At 44.0% G+C, this 21,116-nt stretch carries 14 protein-coding genes and 1 pseudogene; 6 read left to right on the forward strand and 9 right to left on the reverse strand.

Translation table 11 applies throughout. The annotated features are described in order from the left end of the window. Positions 1-56: 56 nt before the first annotated feature. Positions 57-308, reverse strand: a pseudogene (locus tag C9J12_RS10115) (magnesium transporter); the annotation flags it as partial. Positions 309-523: 215 nt separating this feature from the next. On the opposite strand from C9J12_RS10115, the gene C9J12_RS10120 reads away from it, so the two are divergent. Then, positions 524-1,171, forward strand: a complete 648-nt coding sequence (locus C9J12_RS10120; RefSeq protein WP_107242596.1) for a helix-turn-helix transcriptional regulator — start codon at positions 524-526, stop codon at positions 1,169-1,171. Between the two features lie 42 nt (positions 1,172-1,213). Here C9J12_RS10120 and C9J12_RS10125 read toward each other — a convergent pair whose 3' ends face one another. From C9J12_RS10125 to torR, 7 genes are all read right to left on the reverse strand, one after another. After that, positions 1,214-2,338 carry an aminotransferase gene (locus C9J12_RS10125; RefSeq protein ID WP_107242597.1) on the reverse strand — a complete coding sequence of 375 codons (1,125 nt, stop codon included), beginning with the start codon at positions 2,336-2,338 and terminating at the stop codon, positions 1,214-1,216. A 47-nt stretch (positions 2,339-2,385) separates the two neighbouring features. Then, on the reverse strand, positions 2,386-3,354 hold the full coding sequence (locus C9J12_RS10130) for an ornithine cyclodeaminase family protein (RefSeq protein ID WP_193944657.1): 969 nt from the start codon (positions 3,352-3,354) through the stop codon (positions 2,386-2,388). A 333-nt stretch (positions 3,355-3,687) separates the two neighbouring features. Next, positions 3,688-5,763, reverse strand: a complete 2,076-nt coding sequence (locus C9J12_RS10135) for a methyl-accepting chemotaxis protein (protein ID WP_107242599.1) — start codon at positions 5,761-5,763, stop codon at positions 3,688-3,690. Positions 5,764-5,949: 186 nt separating this feature from the next. Next, entirely contained in the window at positions 5,950-6,531 is a 582-nt protein-coding gene (locus tag C9J12_RS10140; protein WP_107242600.1) for a PadR family transcriptional regulator, read from the reverse strand. A 384-nt stretch (positions 6,532-6,915) separates the two neighbouring features. Further along, positions 6,916-10,011: a cache domain-containing protein gene (locus tag C9J12_RS10145; protein WP_107242601.1), complete on the reverse strand. Its 3,096-nt coding sequence runs from the start codon at positions 10,009-10,011 to the stop codon at positions 6,916-6,918. 77 nt (positions 10,012-10,088) lie between these two features. After that, positions 10,089-13,217 (reverse strand): cache domain-containing protein, encoded by a 3,129-nt coding sequence (locus C9J12_RS10150; protein WP_107242602.1) that lies wholly within the window; start codon positions 13,215-13,217, stop codon positions 10,089-10,091. A 4-nt stretch (positions 13,218-13,221) separates the two neighbouring features. Beyond that, positions 13,222-13,953: a two-component system response regulator TorR gene (torR, locus tag C9J12_RS10155; RefSeq protein WP_107242603.1), complete on the reverse strand. Its 732-nt coding sequence runs from the start codon at positions 13,951-13,953 to the stop codon at positions 13,222-13,224. A gap of 888 nt (positions 13,954-14,841) precedes the next feature. On the opposite strand from torR, the gene C9J12_RS10170 reads away from it, so the two are divergent. From C9J12_RS10170 to melA, 4 genes are read left to right on the forward strand one after another with little or no spacing between them, the layout of a single operon-like run. Beyond that, positions 14,842-15,738 (forward strand): sugar ABC transporter substrate-binding protein, encoded by an 897-nt coding sequence (locus tag C9J12_RS10170; protein WP_227876321.1) that lies wholly within the window; start codon positions 14,842-14,844, stop codon positions 15,736-15,738. Further along, positions 15,738-16,493 carry an ATP-binding cassette domain-containing protein gene (locus tag C9J12_RS10175; protein ID WP_011220126.1) on the forward strand — a complete coding sequence of 252 codons (756 nt, stop codon included), beginning with the start codon at positions 15,738-15,740 and terminating at the stop codon, positions 16,491-16,493. The genes C9J12_RS10170 and C9J12_RS10175 overlap by 1 nt, the downstream gene beginning before the upstream one ends. Beyond that, the gene (locus C9J12_RS10180) at positions 16,490-17,482 is read left to right on the forward strand and encodes an ABC transporter permease (RefSeq protein WP_227876322.1); all 993 of its coding nucleotides are present in this window, start codon (positions 16,490-16,492) and stop codon (positions 17,480-17,482) included. Before C9J12_RS10175 ends, C9J12_RS10180 begins: the two co-directional genes overlap by 4 nt. Positions 17,483-17,484: 2 nt before the next feature. Next, complete coding sequence (gene melA, locus C9J12_RS10185) at positions 17,485-18,867, forward strand: alpha-glucosidase/alpha-galactosidase (protein WP_107242607.1); 1,383 nt, start codon at positions 17,485-17,487, stop codon at positions 18,865-18,867. A 158-nt stretch (positions 18,868-19,025) separates the two neighbouring features. On the opposite strand, the gene C9J12_RS30660 is transcribed toward melA, so the two are convergent. After that, positions 19,026-19,184 (reverse strand): hypothetical protein, encoded by a 159-nt coding sequence (locus tag C9J12_RS30660; protein ID WP_170111753.1) that lies wholly within the window; start codon positions 19,182-19,184, stop codon positions 19,026-19,028. A gap of 303 nt (positions 19,185-19,487) precedes the next feature. Here C9J12_RS30660 and C9J12_RS10190 point away from each other — a divergent pair, with 303 nt between their 5' ends. Further along, on the forward strand, positions 19,488-21,083 hold the full coding sequence (locus C9J12_RS10190) for an N-acyl-D-amino-acid deacylase family protein (protein ID WP_107242608.1): 1,596 nt from the start codon (positions 19,488-19,490) through the stop codon (positions 21,081-21,083). The last annotated feature ends 33 nt before the right edge of the window (positions 21,084-21,116 follow it).

Here is a 21,116-nt window from a genome sequence, read left to right on the forward strand (position 1 = left end):
CCACCTTCCCTTATCAGACCCTGTACTCTGTTTTCTACCTTCCATGTAAAAACCACAGCCAAAGTGCGAACCATGAGTCTTGATGATTGAGAGCCTGCATTTCCACCACTATCGAACAATAATGGTAAAAAGAAAACAAGTGCAATATAGGAGGTGATAATATCTTCAAAATAAGCAATGCCAGCACCCGAAAATAGGTTTCCAAACACAAGCAACACAAACCAAAATACGCGTTTCTTGTAGAGCATACTGATCGATGCATCTTTAATACTGACACTCAGTGTATCGATGGAAGCGCCTTTATGAATATCTTCTGTTACTTCAGCTTCTGATAGTACTCTCTCTGAACAAGTGAGCTTTCAACTTAGAAGACAAATTAAGATCTAATCACCAGGACCGCTTCTATATCGCTAAAATCATAGTTTAGACGTGTTTACGGCCCTAAAAATCGAGGAGGGAAGCTATACAAAACAAAGTTAGCTAGGTAGTATTCTGTCAGTAAATATTGAATAGTGTTATCACGATGGAACAAAGTAAAAGCGTTAAGAATGCAGACATATTGTTGCAGCAATATGCAGCTGTTGCCGATGGTATTACGCTACTGTTTTCAGATTATGTTGAAGTCATTATTCACGATCTGGACAGTCAGAGTGTGGTCTATATTGCCAATAATATCTCTAAGCGAAAAATAGGTGACCCGTCCTCATTAGAAGACGTTAATTTCGATCAAGCGGAAACGGTAATTGGTCCCTATGAAAAACTAAATTGGGATGGTAAAAAGATATGCTCAACGAGTGTGGTGCTGAGGAATGCAAAAAATACCCCAATCGGCATGTTATGTATCAATATGAATACGGCGCCAGTCGAAGCCGCGCAAGAAGCATTAGCCCTATTGTTGCCGATCAAAAACCTTATTCCACAACCTGAAAAATTATTTCATGATGACTGGCAAGATAAAGTAAATAGCTTTATTCATGCTTGGCTCGCAAGTAAACATCAAACCATCTCTTCATTGTCACAACAAGAGAAGCGGTTATTAGTTGAAGCACTGTTTGATGAAGGGGCTTTCAAAGGGAAAAGTTCGGCGGATTATGTTGCGAATGTATTAAGTATGGGACGCGCGACAGTCTTCAATTATTTACGTGAGATCAAAAAAGCACGTCAAAAATAGCAATCATGCCCTCAACAAACTAAGGGCATGAATTTAAATATCTTAGTGTGATATTTCAGCGAGAAACTCAGAAACCTTCTTCAAACCTTCTTTTAGTACTTGTGGGTTATTGGCATAACCTATCCGTACATACCCTTCCATTTCTAATACACTTCCGGGCGTAAACATCACTCCTTTTGATTCAAGTAACTTCACGCAAAAGTCGCGCGAGGACATGTCTAAATCATATTTTAGTAACGCTATCGTTCCCGATGTTGGCTTTACATAGCTAATAAGTGGTTCATTTTTGACCCAAGCATCCAATACAGCTCGGTTGGTTTGACAAATATCGCGACTTCTTTGCAAGATGGCGTCACGACACTCTAACGCAATACAAGCAAAGTGATCATTCAACATGCCAACGCTTATCGTATTGTAATCACGGTGGATGCAGACTTTTTCAATCAGCTCTTCAGGGGCTGCAATCCAACCAAGTCTTAATCCAGCCAAGGAAAACGACTTCGACATGCTTGCCGTGCTGATCCCCTTCTCGTATAGATCGGCTATCGAAGCCGTAAAACCATTACCTTCAGTATCGGTGCCTCGATACACCTCATCACACAAGATATATGCGTCACAAGCTCGAGCAATGTCTACAATTCGCTTTAATAAACTTTCATCCATCAATGCCCCTGTTGGGTTATTAGGATTATTGATAGTAATTAGGCGAGTATTTTGCGTCGTGAGTTTTTGTAGCTGTTCTAAATCGGGTAAAAATTGATTTTCTTCTTTCAGTTTTAGCACCTGTACGTCTGCGCCATAGCTTTCTGGGATCGAATAATGCTGCTGATAGGTAGGAAGCACAGATACGACACGATCACCCGGTTCAATTAAGGTTTCATGAATCAGTGCATTCGCTCCAATCGCACCATGGGTGATCAATATATTGCTGCGCTTCTGGTTATGATAAAGCGCGGTCACATTATCACGCAGTCGATCAGAGCCTTCAATCGCACCATATGTCAGCTTCATGGGTAACAGTTCATCGATGATACAATCTCTCTTACCCGACATATCGAGTAGCTGCTCGACCGTCAACGACTCCACACACGTTTCTGCTAAATTATAGATACAGCTATTTTCGTATTCGTTCATCCAAATCTCGACACCAAACTCTTTGATTTTCATAGCATATCCTTCATTAATCATGGTCTAAAAGTAACTGGTATTTTAGGTTATTCACCTTTAAGAGCTTGTTGCCAAATGCCATAAGCGATCGCAACATCTTCCAACCCCAATCCAATTGAACGGAAGAAAACAGGTCTTTTATAATCAGGCATATCACACTTTCCGGAAACAAGATCTGCAAGGTCTCCGACTATGTTATTGGTATCCCAATCGTGTAACTTAACCGCTAAACACATTTCTCCCGCACTGCTCGGTGTCGTTTCTTTATAATCACAATAAACGTCGATATCGTTAAGCATTTCTGGTGGAATTTCATGGGCGTTCACAGCGTTGGTACTGATAGAAGTGATCAGTGCCGATGCCTTTACATGCGCTTTAGCAATCACTGGGGTCGCTGAAGAGGTGCAGAGCATGATGACATCCGCTTGGTTTGTCGCATCCATAACGGAAGTTGATATTTCGATTCTTGAGTCCATGGCACGAACAGTCGATTGGCGTTCTAGATCGTCACTTAGTTCTGGCGCGAAAACATAAATGGTTTTCCAATTACGCAGACCTAACACATGACGAAGATGAGCTAATGCAACATTGCCAGCCCCGACCATAGCCAATTGTTGGCTTTGTTGAGGTGCAAGGCAATCAATCGCGAGGGCTGTTGTTCCTGCCGTTCTTTCTACCGTCAGTTGTCCAGAATCACACCACAGTAGTGGTTGCCCAGTCTTCATCGACATCAAATTCGTCCATGCAGTAATAACCGGCGTGGTTTCCGTCACTATATACGGTGAAAGTTTAGCACCAAATACGCCTTCATCGGCTAGCGCACCCAGGTAAGTAATGTAGTCCCCTTTATCATCAGGAAAAGGGGTGAGTGTTTGATTTGGCTGAACCGCCTTTTGATTTGCGATCGCTGTAAACAACTCTTTCATGAGCGATTGAACATCTAGTTTAGGTAATAATTCACTCACCGCTTTGTCATCTAAAATGAAAGGAGCGTGGCTATGATTGAAGTGGTCCATAAGCATCTTTTTCACACATCTGATTGATTAACACAACAACAATAATACTACTTAGTATAATTTATACTGTGAAGTATATTATGTTTTTCAATTTAATCCCCTCTAATAACTTATCGAAGAAATACGTGTTTTGTTGCAACCCATCACTGCCTGGTCGCTTGCACAATAATGCCGCTCTGCAGTGGATCACCCTATTAATTGATATTGTTGTTAATTATTCTTGCTTGATAACAATGACTTGAAATGGCGGCATAAAAAAAGGCTTCTAGATTTAGAAGCCTTTATAAGCGGATTGTTTAAGCTAAATTGTCTCTATTACTGTGTTTGAAAAGCCTATTGCAATTTAAACTTACTGACCAGAGTGTTCAGTTGGGTGTTGGCAGCTGCCAAGCTTTGAGTACTGTCTACCGTAGCTTGTCCGTTTTGGGTCAACTCCTGAACCATCTCGCGGATGTTATTCATATTACGGCTTACTTCTTCGGTTACCGAACTCTGCTCCTCAGAAGCGGTTGCAATTTGGGTGCTGAGATCATTGATTTCGACAATGGATCCGGTTACCGCATCCAGGCTGTTTGATACCCGCTCAGCATTTTCAGCTGTACGTTCGCAGCTTGTTTTCGTCACTTCCATTGCAGCTACCGCACTAGAGGCATCCTGACGCAATGTCGTTAAGATCTCATTGATTTCTGCGGTGCTAGACTGGGTACGCGCAGCAAGCGATCGTACTTCATCGGCAACCACCGCGAAGCCTCGTCCTTGCTCTCCGGCGCGTGCTGCTTCGATGGCGGCATTGAGCGCCAGCAAGTTAGTCTGATCGGCAATTTCACCAATCACACCTAGCACACTGACAATCTGCTGAGTATTCTCGTTCATGGTATTAATGCTCGATGATGCCGTACCCACTTCATCCACCAGAACAATCATACTGCCAGACGCCTCAAGCACATCGTCTTTTGCCAACAGCGCATCATCATTGGCTTTTTGGGTGTTAGCGGCTGTCTCGGTAGCATTCTGTGCGACGGTTTCAGCCGTTGCGCTCATTTCAGTAATAGCCGCGACGACTTGATCCGTCTCTGACGCGTGCTGGATTAACGCCTGATTATTTTGCTCTGACTGCACATCAAGCTGCTTGATACCATCAGTAATATGAGCAGAGGCTTGCGATATTTCCAGGATCATGGACTGCAGATAAATAATGAAGTTGTTTACCGAATTGCCAATATCACCCAACTCATCATGTGACGTAATATCAATCCGCGAGGTTAAATCGGCTTCGCCGGTCGATAAAGTGTCAATGCGCTCTTTGAGCATTACTAAGCCTTTAACAATCTTATTGATCGACCAGGCCGCGACCAGCAGAGCAATCACCAGCAGTGCAGCGGCAATTGCAATGCTCATATTCACTTTGTCTTCAAAAATTTCTGCCGTAGCGTTAGTCAGCTCATCTTGAATATTAGTGACATCGCTTTCATAAGTGCCGGTGGCAATGGTCCAGCCCCACTCCGGGAAAATATTTCGAGCATAGACAAATTTGTTTTCTGTCTGTTTGGTGGCCGGGTTTTCGAAAGCGATTTTAACAAAAGCTTCGGATTGGCCTTTGATGCTGTTGGCAATTTTTAATGTTGTTGCCGGAATGACAGTACCGATAACTTCTGCCTTTGGGTGAGCCAGGATCTTGCCGTTCTTATCTTGTACCCAAAAGTAGCCATTTTGGCCGTATTTAGATGAACTGATGGTCTTAAGGGCCGCCTCAAGTTCATCTTGCCTTAGGGTACTGATGTACTCACCCGTTGCAATAACCAGATTCAACGGTTCGAAGTAAACCGATGCCGTCAGCTTTTCTTCGTCTTTTTTAGTTCTCGGGTTTAAAAAATGATAACTGGTAAACCCAATTCCATTGGCTTTAGCTGCACTGACAATATTTCTCGCATAATATTTGCCATTGGTGTCTTTTTTATCATAAGCACTGGTGCCGATAATACTTTCGTTGGCGCCGTTAGCCTTGTTAATAACCGTTGCGGCATCATACGCAAAGATATAACGGCCACCGCCCCACCGATATTGGTTAATAAAAGCGTTAATACTGGTTTCTGCATCGACAGCGGAAGCACTGTTGTTATAAATACTTTCAATTGTGTCTCTAAACGTCGCGATATCAGTCGCCAACTCTGCCTTGATATTTTCTTGCTTCGAATTCTCATAATAATAAGAAATTGAGCGGGTAACGGTATCGACCTGCCCCTTTAAGTTATCATTCAACAACTTAGCTACCTTCACACTGACATTGCTACTTTCTGCCTCAAGAACCGAATTTTCCGTATTAATAAGACTTGTGATAAAAAAACCACTCATGGTAAGCAATGGAACGCATAGCAATGCGGCCAGCTTGGCTTTTATTGTTATATTCATGGGGCTGAACCTTTTGTTCTACACACAACATTTGAAAAAATATTATTTTTAGATTTAAATTACGTCGCTAAAGAGAATATATTCATGACGGTTGTCGAACTACATTTTTATTATTCAACATATTATCAACAACCTTTTAAACACTCGTGCTATAAGAAGCAACCAAGCACATCCACTTCCGGCAATCTATCCACAAAGACGAACTTCTCCCGCGCAGCTGCTTTTCGAACTTTCGATTGCTTTAAGTTCAATGAGGACTTCTTCTGCCCAGTTAATCCACGCCTGGCGGTTATGCATGCCGCGGCGCAGGGTCAGGCGGTCAAGACGAAACTGGCGATCCATCTCTTTGTAATTCGCGAAGTGGATTTTTTCCAGTTCATCATAGTTGTTCATTAGCGAATGAGACTCTTGAATGAGTGCCTCAAGCTGTTCTTGCAATGGTTCTGAATTATGAACGCCACAAACCAGTAGTTTGGCCAAGAACTCATCGCGGATCTTTGGATTGCGAGCAGGTTCCTGGAACCATTCAAACAGAGCCTGTCGTCCGAGCTCGGTAATGGAGTAGACCTTACGATCCGGTTTGCCATTTTGCGGTTCAAGTCGGGAGGTCGCCAAGTTGTTGTCGGCCATTTTATTCAATTCGCGATACACCTGTTGGTGGCTCGCTTTCCAGAAATAACCGATGCTGCGCGAGAATTCTTTGGTGATATCGTAACCAGTTGCGTCGCGATTGCTCAGCACAGTTAGAATTACATTTGGTAGTGACATATCTTCTATCCTTCTAAAAATACAACAGAAGTACTTCTTGTCTCAGAAGTTCCTTTCAGCTTATGCAACAACTTACATGCAATCAGTTGATATTCAAATCATGCATTTTTTTTGAGAACAAGTATTAAAGAAATGCGTAAAAATATGAACAGATTGCCTTTCCCCGCTATTGCGCGTCGGCTTTGCTGCCTAAATATCAGTAACTTAGTTATGAATCAGTTCGTTTTGTCGAGGCGTAAGAGATGTTTGATTATGAGAGGTGTCTTAATCATACGGAAAAATCAGGACAAGTTAACGGTAAGTGCAGTATGCAAAAAAGAGGCAATAAAACAAGGGCATGCCATTAAGCAGCAGAATACTTTGGCATTCACCCTTGTTTTTTCGTTAATATTCTTCTTTAAGCCGGTCGATAGAAATAACATAGATAGCAAGTAAATTCGCTGACAATGTCTTTAACTCCAACTCATCTGCCCCTTGCTTACAAGCTATTTCCAGTTCCTCACAGGCTTTACTCAGGGCAATTAGGCCAATGGCTCCGGCGGAGCTTTTAAGGCTGTGAACTGGCAGCTCAAGGGCTTTTGCAGATCTCTGAATGTTAATTTCGTTGCTCAGAGTGGCCGAACGTTCGTAAAACATAGCCACCATATCCTGCACTAGTCCATCTCCGAGGATCTGCCGATCGTTCTCCAGCACCGAGTGGTCAAAAAGAGTGACGGCAGGTTCCTTACCCACGTCATCGACCGTATCAAACTTGCTGGGTTGGCCGTTATAGACATTAGCGATAACAGTCTGCATCTGCTTAAACTGTACTGGTTTACCTAAGAAACCATCGAGGCCGGCCTCAAGATATGATTCAATTTCTTGCCGGAAAACATGGGCAGAGAAGGCGATAGTTGGTATATGGCGATTCGCTTTCTCTCTCAATTTACCTGTCAGCGTAACACCGTCAGTATCCGGTAGATTAATATCCATTAAGATGATGTCGACATCATGATCCTCTATCGCACGTTGTGCCATTTCTCCTGTCATGGCTACAACAACCTTGTGACCAAGCTTGTCCAGGAATCCTTTAGCGACCAGGACATTCGTTTCATTATCTTCTACCAGCAAAATATTCAATGGCGGGACAGTAAGGGAAACAGGCTCGTCTGTGCAAATTGGAGCGCACTCCTCGGCAGCACTCAACGGCAGAGTAAGAATAAACCGGCTACCGATATCCGGCTCACTGCACACCGTTAACTCCCCGCCAAGCATCTCAGCGAACCGCTTGCTGATAGGCAAACCTAATCCGGTACCACGTTCTGATCGAGTCGCCTGTTCAAATGGCTCAAAGATAGCAGCCTGCTTTTCTTCAGGAATACCTTTGCCAGTATCTACCACCTCAAACATGAGCAAAAATCGTTCTTCCGCCAGTTGCTCCTTAATCAACACACGGATTATAACGCTTCCCTGTTTCGTAAATTTAATGGCGTTACCCACTAAATTGGTGAGAATTTGGATGATCTTGTTGGCGTCACCATGCAAAAAAATTGGGACATCGCTTGCAACTGCATAGGTTAGTGTGATGTTCTTTTCTTTGGCTCTGGCTTTAAGCATATTGACAACATTGCCCACAATCGAATCGGTGCGGAAATTGGTTTCATTAATATCGAAACACCCGGCTTCGATTTTAGAATAATCCAGGACATTATTGAGTACCCCCATCAGAATTTCGCCTGATGAAATGATGGTTTTAGTGTAGTGTTTTTGTGCGTTGTCTAAGGCTGTATCATCAAGGAGGTGTAGCGTCCCCATTATCCCGTTCATCGGGGTGCGGATCTCATGGCTCATGTGGGCAAGGAAAGACGATTTGGCTTTGTTAGCCTGTTCCGCTTGTTCTCGCGCTTTTGCATGCTTGCCGACTTCACTGTTTAGTGCGTTATTGGCCTCGGTAAGCTGCGTAGTACGTTCATCTACCAGTTTTTGCAGTTCATTCTGGTGCTCTCGCAGGGCTACCGCATTTTTTTTAAATACCGATATTGCATCCGCGAGATGACCTATCTCGTCACTCTCCCCCTGCGGAATATCGACAGAAAGATCACCGGCCGCCAGTTTTCTTATTACCGCTGTCATACTGCCAGGAGCCTCAGGCACATCATTTTTTAACAACAGTGCTTGGTCATTGGCTTTGTGGGTGTTTGCGGTCGTCTCGGAGGCGTGCTTGATACCGTCAGTGATATGAGCAGAGGCTTGCGAAATTTCCAGAGTCATGGATTGCAGATAAATAATGAAGTTGTTTACCGACTTGCCAATATCGCCCAACTCATCATGTGACGTGATATCAATCCGTGAGGTTAAGTCGGCTTCGCCGGTCGATAAAATATCAATGCGCTCTTTGAGGATCACTAAGCCTCTAACAATCTTATTGATCGACCAGGTTGCGACCAGCAGAGCAATAATCAGCAGTACAGCGGCAGTAGCAATGTTCATGTACACTTTGTCATTAAAAATTTCTGCCGTAGCGCGAGTCAGCCCATCTTGAATGCTAGTGATGTCGCTCTCATAAGTGCCGGTAGCAATCGTCCAGCCCCATTCAGGAAAAATATTCCTGGCATAGGCAATTTTGTTCTCTGTTTGTTTGGTGGTCGGATTTTCGTAAGCAATTTTAACAAAGGCTTCGGATTGGCCTTTTATTCTGTCGGCAATTCTTGATGTTGTTGACGGAATGACAGTACCGATAATGTCGGCCTTGGGATGAGCCAGGATCTTACCGTTCTTGTCCTGTACCCAAAAGTAGCCATTTTGGCCGTATTTAGATGAACTGATGGTATGAAGAGCTGCCTCTAGTTCATCTCGCTTTAATGTACTGATGTATTCACCCGTTGCAACAATCAGGTTTAACGGTTCGAAGTAAAACGATGCCGTCAGTTTTTCTTCGACTTTTTGGGTTACCGGGTTTAAGAAGTGATAACTGGTAAAGCCAATCGCATTGGCTTTGGTTGCACTGACAATATTTTGTGCGTAATAGTTGCCATTGGTGTCTTTTTTGTCATAAGCGCTGGTGCCGATAATGCTGGTGTTGGCTCCGTTAGCCTTGTTCACTATTGAGGCGGCATCATAGGCAAAGATATACCGGCCATTGTCCCAGCGGTATTCATTGATAAAAGCGTGAATGCTGGTTTCGGCATCGGCCGCAGAGTCACTGTTGTTATAAATATTGTCTATGGCATCTCTAAACGTAGTGATATCAGTCGCTAATTCTGCCTTGATATTTTCTAGCTTCGAATTCTCATAATAATAGGAAAGGGAGCGGGCAACGGTATCGACCTGGCCCTTTAAATTATCATTCAATAACTTAGCAACCTTAACACTCACATTGCTTTGTTCCGCCTCAAGAACAGATTTTTCCGTATTCATAAGGCTTGTGATAAAAAAACCACTCATTGTTAGCAATGAAGCGCACATAATGAATGAAAGCTTGGCTCTTATTGTTAAACTCATGTAGCTAAACCTTCGGTTGTACTCATGTCATTTGAAATACGTTGTTCTTATGAGGCTTATCAGAAACCCATTATGAGTTAACTGAATGCTCGGCGTTCTATCTTGTTTTTTACCTGAAATTCTTCTTTCAGTCTGTCGATAGAAGGAGCATAGATTGCAAGTAAATCCGCTGACAATGTATTTAATTCCAGTTCATCAGCACCCTGCTTACAAGCTATTTCCAGTTCCTCACAGGCTTTACTCAGGGCGATTAGGCCAATTGCTCCAGCGGAGCTTTTAAGGCTGTGGACTGGCAACTCAAGGGCTTTTGCTGAGCTCTCTGTTTTTATTTCTTTGATCAGGGTGGCCGAGCGTTTGTAAAACAGATCCACCATCTCGTGTACCAGCCCATCTCCGAGGATCTGTCTGTCCTCCTCCAAAACCGAGTGGTCAAAAAGAGTGACGGCAAGTTCCTTACCCACGTCCCCGACCGTATCGAACTTGCTGGATTGGCCGTTATAGATATTAGCGATGACAGTCTGCATCTGCTTAAACTGTACCGGTTTACCTAAGAAACCATCGAGGCCGGCCTCAAGATACGATTCAATTTCTTGCCGGAAAACATGAGCAGAGAAGGCGATAGTGGGTATATAGCGATTTGCTTTCTCTCTCAATCTACCCGTCAGCGTAACACCGTCAGTATCCGGTAGATTAATATCCATTAAGATGATATCGACATCATGATCCTCTATCGCGCGTTGTGCCATTTCTCCTGACATGGCTACAACAACCTTGTGACCAAGCTTGTCCAGGAATCCTTTAGCGATCAGGACATTCGTTTCATTATCTTCTACCAGCAAAATATTCAATGGCGGGACAGTAAGGGAAACAGGCTCGTCTGTGGAAATTGGATCGCACTCCTCGGCTGCACTCAACGGCAGTGTGAGAATAAACCGGCTACCGATATCCGGTTCACTGTACACCGTTAACTCCCCGCCAAGCATCTCAGCGAATCGCTTGCTGATAGGCAAACCTAATCCGGTACCGCGTTCTGATTGAGTTGCCTGTTCAAAAGGTTCAAAGATAACCGTCTGTTTTTCCTCATGAATACCTTCACCAGTATCTAGCACCTCAAACATGAGCAAAAATCGTTCTTCCGCCAGTTGCTCCTTGATCAACACACGGATTATAACGCTTCCCATATTGGTAAATTTAATGGCGTTACCCACTAAATTGGTGAGAATTTGGATGATCTTGTTGGCGTCACCATGCAAGCAAATTGGGACATCGCTTGCGACTGCATAGGTTAGTTTGATGTTCTTTTCTTTGGCTCTGGCTTTAAGCATATTGACAACATTACCCACCATCGTGTTGGTGTGGAAGTTGGTTTCATTAATATCGAAATATCCGGCTTCGATTTTAGAATAATCCAGAACATTATTGAGTACCCCCATCAGAATTTCACCTGATGAAAGGATGGTTTTAGTGTAGTGTTTTTGTGCGTTGTCTAAGGCTGTATCATCAAGGAGGTGTAGCGTCCCCATTATTCCGTTCATCGGGGTGCGGATTTCATGGCTCATATGGGCAAGGAAAGTCGATTTAGCTTTGTTGGCCTGTTCCGCTTGTTCTCGTGCTTTTGCATGCTTGGCAACTTCACTATTTAGTGCATTATTGGCCTCTGTAAGCTGTGTAGTACGTTCATCTACCAGTTTTTGCAGTTCATTCTGGTGCTCTCGCAGGGCTACCGCATTTTTTTTAAATACCGATATTGCATCCGCGAGGTGGCCTATCTCGTCACTCTCCCCCTGCGGAATATCGACGGAGAGATCACCCGCCGCCAGTTTTCTTATTACGGCTGTCATACTGCCAGGTGCCTCAAGCACATCATCTTTTACCAATAGTTGGTCATTGGCTTTTTGGGGATTTACGACCGTCTCAGAGGCGTGCTTGATACCGTCAGTAATATCTGCAGAGGCTTGCGAAATTTCCAGGGTCATGGATTGCAGATAAATAATGAAGTTGTTTACCGACTTGCCAATATCGCCCAACTCATCATGTGAAGTGATATCAATCCGTGAGGTTAAGTCTGCTTCACCTGTCGATAAGGTATCAATGCGTTCTTTGAGGATCACTAAGCCTCTAACAATCTTATTAATCGACCATGTTGCGACCAGCAGAGCAATAATCAGCAGTACAGCGGCAGTAGTAATGTTCATGTACACTTTATCATTAAAAATTTCTGCCGTAGCGCGAGTCAGCCCATCTTGAATGCTAGTGATGTCGCTATCATACGTCCCCGTTGCTATGGTCCATCCCCATTCAGGGAAAATATTCCTGGCATAGACAAATTTGTTTTCTGCTAGTTTGGTGGTCGGATTTTTGTGAAATGTTTTAACAAAAGCTTCGGGTCGACCTTTTATACTGTTCGCGACTTTTTGGGTCGTTGAAGAAATGATAGTGCCAACAATAGACGAATTGGGATGAGCTAGGATCATGCCATTCTCGTCCTGTACCCAAAAATAGCCATTTTGGCCGTATTTAGATGAACTGATGGTATCAAGAGCCGCCTCAAGTTCATCTTGCTGTAATGTACTGATGTACTCGCCCGTCGCTATAACCAAGTCTAAAGGTTTGAAGTAAACCGATGCCGTTAGTTTTTCTTCGACTTTTTGGGTTACCGGGTTTGAGAAGTGATAACGGCTAAACCCAATAGCATTGGCTTTGGCCGTGCGGATAATATCTCTTGTATAATAGTTACCTTTGCTATCTTTAGCATTGTTTTGCTTGCTTCCAATATCACTGGCCTTTCTCCCATTAGCCTTGACAACACCCGACGAGGCATCATAGGCGAAGATATATCGGCCACCATCCCAGCGGTATTCATTGATAAAAGCATAAATGCTGTTTTCTGCATCAACAACAGAATCACTGTTGTTATAAATACTGTCAATGGTGTCTCTAAACGTAGTGATATCAGTCGCTAATTCTGCCTTGATATTTTCCAGCTTCGAATTCTCATAATAATAGGAAAGGGAGCGGGTAACGGTATCAACCTGACCCTTTAAGTTATCATTCAATAACTTAGCAACCTTAACACTCACATTGCTTTGTTCCGCCTCAAGAACAGATTTTTCCGTATTCATAAGGCTTGTGATAAAAAAACCACTCACTGTCAGCAATGAGGCACACATGATGAATGAAAGCTTGGCTCTTATTGTTATATTCACGGGTCTAAGCGACCTCTGGCGCAAAGAGGTAACCTTCACCGTGTACGGTGATAAAAATCTTGGGGTTTTTGATGCTTTCTTCCATCTTGTTTCTCAGCCGGCGGATCAAAACGTCAATAGTACGATCGCTCGGTGTATCAACCCGATGAGAGATCAGGTTTAGCAGCCGGTCTCGACCTAACACCCTGCAAGGGTGTGTGATAAAAGCTACCAGCAACTCATATTCCGCCTTGGTTAGCTTTACCATATCGTTACCCTTTGACAGCTGACGCTGAGCAACATCAAATTCAAAGTCCAGGAACCGGAATGTACTATCATCCTTTTCCAATTGCGACCAGGCAGCCTCTGCCTGTTCTAAAGCGTCACGGGTAAGCTGAATGCGCCATAGCAAGTTTTTTGCACGTACCAGCAGCTCTCGCGGTTCTACAGGCTTGGTTACATAATCATCGGCCCCCATTTCAAGGCCTAAAATCCGGTCGATAGGGTCTGTTCGACCAGTGACCATAATGATAGCGATGTCTGATGTGTTTCTCACATCACGGGTGAGCTGTATTCCGTCTTCTCCTGGTAAGTTAATATCCAGCAGGATCAAATCAATTTTCTCGCGGTTAAGGATCTCTTTCATCCCAACACCGTTATCAGCCTCGAAAACAGTGTGACCAGCCTGGGCGAAGTGCCCCTTAATCTTCATCCTAATAATAGGGTCGTCTTCTACAATCAAAATTTTGTAAGTCATCGGTTCTCAGTATGCTGCCATGCTTTGTCGCTGGATTATCTTCCCAGAATGAATTGCCTTTCGCGTGCCGTACGGCGTATGTTTATTATTATGCTGACACATAATATACCTTTGGCGAATTATTCCTATTCCTACACGCTGAATTGAGAGATTGTGACAGTTTTAGGGCGATTTCCGGTGGACTCCGAACCTTCTGTTTATTGCATATCAAATGAAAGGAGCGTGGCTATGATTAAAGTGGTCCATAAGCATCTTTTTCACACATCTGTTTAATCCCCTCTAATAATTTATCGAAGAAATACGTGTTTTTTTGCAAACCAGAGTAATGAGGGTGATCAGGCTCAATACCAACGAAGGCACTAAAAAATGAGCTCAGGGATAAAGGCGAAGCGGTAAAAAACGGGTATAGCAAATGGCGCATTACTTGGCGTGGCTAGTGGTGCCGTTCTTGGCCTAATTGACGGCGGTATTGTCGAAGGTGTAGCTGTTGGGGCTGGTTATGACGTTTATGACCTACGTAGCTAATCGTTATCAATTAATGCGACATGGTTTAGCTACGCGAATAAAACTTCTGAGCTCTCTCGCAAAGTAGTTTTACCGCAAAATGATGCTGCTGTATAAACCTGCCATTGATTATTTTTATTCTATATTATCAATAGCTTCTACTAAATGAGACGAGAATCATAAAAAGAATATTCTTTTGATTAAACATCAATACTCAAGGCGTATTATGTGCAACCTGTACATATACCAATCAGGAGTATTGTTGTTATGAATATTTATGGAATTTTATCTGGCAAATCAAAAAAGACTATATTAGCTGCTCTATTTTTAGCTGTTTTCTCGTTATCCTCTTCAACAGCAGCGGCCTCCCCGTCAGGAAAGGACATGTCAATTTGGTTTGATGTCGGCGGACCAGTAGGAGGACCATACGCAACAGTTGTTCAAAATGGAGCGACACAGGCAGCGGATGATTTAGGGGTCGATCTACGTGTAATGTACTCAGATTGGCAACCGCAAAAGATGATTGAAAATTTCAAGCTAGCACTGGCTGCCAAACCGACGGGTATTGTTGTAATGGGGCACCCTGGTGACAGTGCCTACGATAATTTGGTTAATGAAGCATTTAGCAAAGGCATTCAAGTTACGTCAGTTGATACAGCCCTTCCAACCACGATGGCAAATGAACAGAGTAAAGGGTTTGGTTATGTCGGAGTGAGTAACGCTGCACGCGGTATTCACTTGGCCAAAGAAGCATTACGTCGCGGTCAGTTCAAGGCAGGTGACCAAGCGATGGTCTGGGGGATCAAAGATATTGCCGAGCGTAGTGATTCTACACGTGGGCTGATCAGCACTCTTGAAGAAGCAGGTTTAGCCGTCGATTTTCTTCAAATCTCACCAGAAACAGATAAAGACCCTTCTCTGGGAACCAATGTAATCACGGCCTACCTAGCACGCAATCCAAATGTGAAGCTGATTATGGTAGATCATGGAGCGCTTACCTCACAAATGGGTAACTTCTTGCGTAATGCAGGTATTCGCCCACAAGAACTGTATGTGGCAGGGTTTAGCCTTTCGCCAGCAACTGCAGATGCGATTAAAACAGATTACGTCCAGCTCGTTGCCGATAGTCAGCCATATCTGATGGGGTACCTGTCTGTAGTACAGGTTGTATTGAGCAAGCGTTATGGGTTTTCTGGCCTAGATATCAATACTGGCGCTGGATTTGTCAGCCAGAATAATATCGATTTTATTGCGCCCTTGGCTGCAAAAGGCATTCGTTAATGACGGCTCGAGTGCTTGAGTTGACTGGGCTGAACAAATGGTTTGGCCAGGTCCACGCGTTAAAAGATATTCAATTCTCACTTCATCGTGGTGAGGTATGTGCTTTGCTCGGTGATAACGGAGCCGGAAAATCAACCCTCATCAAGTTGATTGCCGGTGCCGAGCAAATTGAAAGTGGTCAGTTAATGATTGGTGGTGAGAAGGTGCCGACTCATCGCTATACGGTACAACATGCCCGTCAGTTAGGCATTGAAACTGTCTATCAATCTGGTTCTCTCGGCGAACAGCAGAGCGTTTGGCGTAATCTATTTCTTGGCCGGCATCTTCGTAACCGGCTAGGATTCATTGATCACAAAGAAGAGCGTCGTCAGGCCGCTCTGCTCCTCAAGAAATTAGATTTTCGTGGCGTCGGAGCCAATATCGATGCCCCTGTGAGTTTGCTATCAGGCGGTGAGCGTCAAGGATTGGCCATCGGTCGTGCCATGTTATTTGATGCTCGGGTGGTGATATTAGATGAGCCGACCACGGCGTTGTCGTTGGGCGAGGTCGAAAAAGTGTTGTGCTTTATTGAAACATTGAAATCGCAAGGCAGGGCATGCCTATTAATCACCCATAACATGAATGACGCCTATCGTGTAGCCGACCGATTTGTAGTGATGGATCGTGGCAGTATGGTAGCAGAATATCGAAAATCAGAGATGACTCTGTCTTCATTACAGTTGGCACTATTAGATGCTGTAGGACAGGGAGCATGATGAATTCATTTATTACTCGTCACCGTGTACCGTCATTGACTGCATTAATCCTTGTCGCCTTATGGGCACTCTTTACGGTGTGTAGCCCAGAAACCTTCCTACATGGCCGAATTTACACCGCATTCATGTCGACGATTCCGTTCACGGCTATGCTGGCTTTTGCTTTGACGTTGCTAATTATCGCGCGTGAAATCGACATGAGTTTCCCCGCGGTTGTCGCGCTGGGAGGCTTCGTTTTCTCTGCCATCTTTCAGGCGACAAACTCCCCTCTGTTGGCCCTAGGATGTGCGATTGCTGCAGGTTTAGCTTGTGGCATCTTGAACGGAATACTGGTGGTCTATTTTCGTATCCCTTCGATCATTGCAACCATCGGCACCCAGTTTTTTCTGGGTGGCCTAACAACCGTTTTGGCTGACGGTCTCGCCCTGAGTATTCCGCAAATTCGTGACAGTTGGATTCACACTCTGATGGTTGGCCGTATTGCCGAAGTGATTCCTGCCCAGATGTTATGGGCCTTGCTGGTGATTTTCCTGCTCTGGCTGATCCTTTCGCACCATGTTTTTGGTGATAACGTCAATTTTATTGGTGATAACCCGACAGCAGCACAAGTGATGGGAGTACCGGTTGAACGGACTCGCTTGTTGTTATTTATGCTGATGGGCGCGATGTCGGCTTTAGTCGGAGTCTTTGTCAGCCTTGAGATGAGTAGCTGGTGGCCTAATCAGGGGCAGGGTTACATGCTATTGGTTTTTGCCTCGGTATTCATTGGCGGCACCTCTGTTCTCGGCGGGCGCGGCACCTTGATGGGCACACTGTTTGGTGCCTGCATTATCGGTATTTTAGAAGCCGGAATCATCAGTGCCGGGTTGGCGGGTTTTTGGACTCGCCTAATCTACGGCGTCACCATTCTTGTTTCGTTAATGGTCCATAGCATGCTGTTAAAACAGCACATAGGATCATGGCGACGGTTACTTTTTAATAAGGTATAAATATGACTCAAATAACCATTATCGGTGCGGGTAGTGTAATGTTCACCCGTCAGATTACTTCAGCATTACTCTCTTATCCGGCATTGAACGATATTGACTTGGTGTTGATGGATATCGATCCTGAGGTACTTAAAAGAAGCCATCAACTTATTAGTAAAATGGCTGAGCAGGCTAATACTCGTGCTCGGATCAGTATGACCACAGATAGGCGTCAGGCGTTGACCGGTGCTGACTTTGTGATTAATGCCATTCAGGTTGGAGGCTTAGAGCCGTGGCGACTGGATATGCAGATTCCGACCAAGTACGGTGTGATACAAGAAGTTGGCGATACCATGGGGCCGGGTGGCATTTTCCGCGCTCTACGCCATATTCCCCCAATGTTGGCCATATTGCGAGACATGGAAGAGGTATGCCCCGAGGCATTGTTTATCAATTATGCCAACCCACTCGCGCCATTAACTTGGGCAGCAAAGGATTCCAGCCCGATTAAATCTATCGGTTTGTGTTATGGCGTGCGCTATACCGCAGCTCAGCTTGTCGGGTATTTAGGCGAAGGCGACTGGGTAGAGCACCCTTCAACCCCCGAACGCTGGCAACGACTGATGTATCACGATGTACCTTCGCACATTGACTATGAATTCGCGGGCATTAATCACATGACGTGGATAACCAAAATGATGGCGAATGGCAAGGATATGCAGCCTAAAATCAGTGAATTGGTTAATAACCCGAAGGTCTACGCTGCTGATGGTGTGCGCTGTGAAGTACTGAAATTTTTTGGTTTATGGTGTACCGAAAACCACTGGCACTGTAGCGATTACCTACCCTATTTCCGTAAAAATGAAGAGATGATTAATCATTTCCTCCCTCAGCGCTGGGATTTATTGGCGTTGGAAGAAAAAGTCCATTCTGCTGGTGAAGCTGAAATTGACGCCCAGTTGGCAGGGATACAAAAGTTTACTATTGAGCCAAATATGCTGAATGCACCTAAGCTGATTAACGCGATGGTCAGCGGTGAACGGACACGAATCAATGGTAATGTGCCGAATCGCCAGTCTGCAGGTTTGTTGATCGATAACCTACCTGAAAACTGTGTTGTTGAGGTACCGATTTGGGTTGATAGCCAAGGGATTCATCCGCAGAAAATGGGCCGTTTACCTATGCAATGCGCTAGTTTGATCAAAACCAATACCGCGGTACAAGAGTTAATTGTTGAAGCGGCGCTGACTTGTGATCTTGATGCTGCACGGTATGCTCTGGCTCTGGATCCGGTAACGGCGACAGTGTGCACCCTTGAGCAAATTGATGCGATGTTTACTGAAATGTTTACTGCACAGCGTCAATGGTTGCCACAGTTTGCCAATGTACCTTCAATTACACAGTAGCTAAACGTGCAATAAAGATAGTGACGGCGGTCATATCCCACAATCCGGTTTGCGAAATAACCTTCAATCATGTGGCATTTAATACCATTCTAGATAAGTAAATGATCAGATAGTTGCTCAGGATGATCAGGTACTTATCTAGTTTGATATAAGTTTTATCAGTCTTTCACATACAACGTTGCTTTCGACTCTTTAATTAACTGTGCCGCATAAGACGGTGTTACTTCACGCAGCTGACCTTTAACAGAGTGAAAGTACCCTTCCCAGTAGTGATCTCGATAGATACCATTTTTTTGGAATTCAACAACAACTTTCATAATGTACTCACTTGTTATGATCTAGTTGTTTAAACATAACAGGTTATAAAAATCATAAATGCAACATTAGATTTACAATGTTCTGTATTTTTCGTTGAACTTTATAACCTATTTATTTTATTACTTTTCTCATCGCATAAACAAAAAAAACGGTAATAACGGGTTTGTAGAAATTACATTAAACCCATAAAAACAAAGCCAGCCCATACATTTGTCACACAAAACGATCTATCATAATAACGAATAAAATTAGGATTTACTCGAGTGCCGTACTGGCATGTTATTGATGATGGAGTAACAATAATGCGTCAGTTAATCAAAAATGCGACGGTAATTGATGGTCGTGGTAGTAATGCTTTTAAAAGTGATATATTAATTAATAATCAAGTCATTACTGACATTTCCCCTTTTATCACAACAGCGGTTGATCACGTCATCGATGCTGATGGTGCTTTTGTGACGCCGGGATTTATTGACGTTCATAGCCACACCGATCTAGCAACGTTTTTACCACAAGGGTTTAAGCCAAAAATAATGCAAGGCATCACCACCGAACTTGTCGGCCTCTGTGGTCTTGGTGTTTCACCGTTGCCAAAGGAACTGCAAGCTGAACACAGAAAGCGTCTAATAATAGGTAATCCACCGATCGATTGGGGCTGGGACGATTTTCCCAGTTATACATCAGCCCTTGAGCAGCAGGGATTAGAAGTTAACGTATCCGCCTTCTTACCGCATGGCTTATTGCGTTATCAAATCTGTGGTAACAGCAGCATACCGATGAATAAAAATCAGCGACTAAAACTGGCTCAATTGACAGATGAAGCCCTAGGGGCTGGAGCCAGAGGGGTCAGTCTGGGATTGATCTATCACCCTGCTCTATTTAGTGATCGCGATGAACTGTTAACCGTCGCTCAGGTTGCGGCTAAATATCAGAAACCAATTGTTGTACACATGCGCAGTGAAAGTGATCAGATCCTTGAAGCGCTACAAGAGATGATCGTATTATCTGAACAAGCTGGCTGCCAGTTACATATTTCCCACCTGAAGCTAATTGGCCAGCGTAATGCGGGAAAATTATCATCGTTACTATCATTGCTCGAACGTTATCAGATCTCCTTCGACCAATATCCTTACCATTACGGAAGTACAACGCTATTTTCTATATTGCCTCCGGCCCTGATCCGCGCCTACGCACCGGATGAATTGATGAAAAAGTTACATACCTCCACTGTCAGACGACAAGTCCATGACTGGCTTTCTGAACGTGTTTTACCTCAGGCAAGCGAACCTTGGGATAACCTACCCGCGTTAGTTGGTTGGGAAAATATTCTTATTTGCGAAGTTGAAAGCCAAGAAGCTCAGAAATGGGTAGGGATCTCTATTGCTGAATGTGCACAACAAACTGATCAGCATCCCGTCGATTTTGCGTTAGATCTTCTCATCAGTGAGCAGGGTAATGTCCGGATGATTGATTATTTTATGGATGAGGCACTTGTTGAGCAGATCTTTCAGCATCCACAGGGGATGGTTGGCTCAGACACCCTACTCGGAGGCAGGCTTCACCCGAGAGTCAGCGGCTCGTTCCCACGGATCATTAACCAATTTGTCACTCAACGTAAATTACTGTCGCTTGAGCAGGCGATTCGTAAAATGACGGCGTTAAGCGCAGAGACATTTTCACTTCACAAGCGGGGAAAATTAGCACCAGGCTATTATGCCGATATTGCTATGTTTGGCGCTGATTTCTGTGATCATGCAACGATAGAGCAACCAGAAAGGTATGCAACCGGTCTGCACAATTTATGGGTAAACGGTCAGCAAAAAATCAGCCAAGGAAAATATTTAAACACACGTTCAGGTCAATTTTTATTGGCAAAAAACGGTAATAACGGTGTTTAAATAAAACACGTTACTACCGCTTTATTTTCACTA

The sequence above is a fragment of the Photobacterium frigidiphilum genome, from assembly GCF_003025615.1.
In the GTDB taxonomy this organism is placed as follows: Bacteria; Pseudomonadota; Gammaproteobacteria; order Enterobacterales; family Vibrionaceae; genus Photobacterium; species Photobacterium frigidiphilum.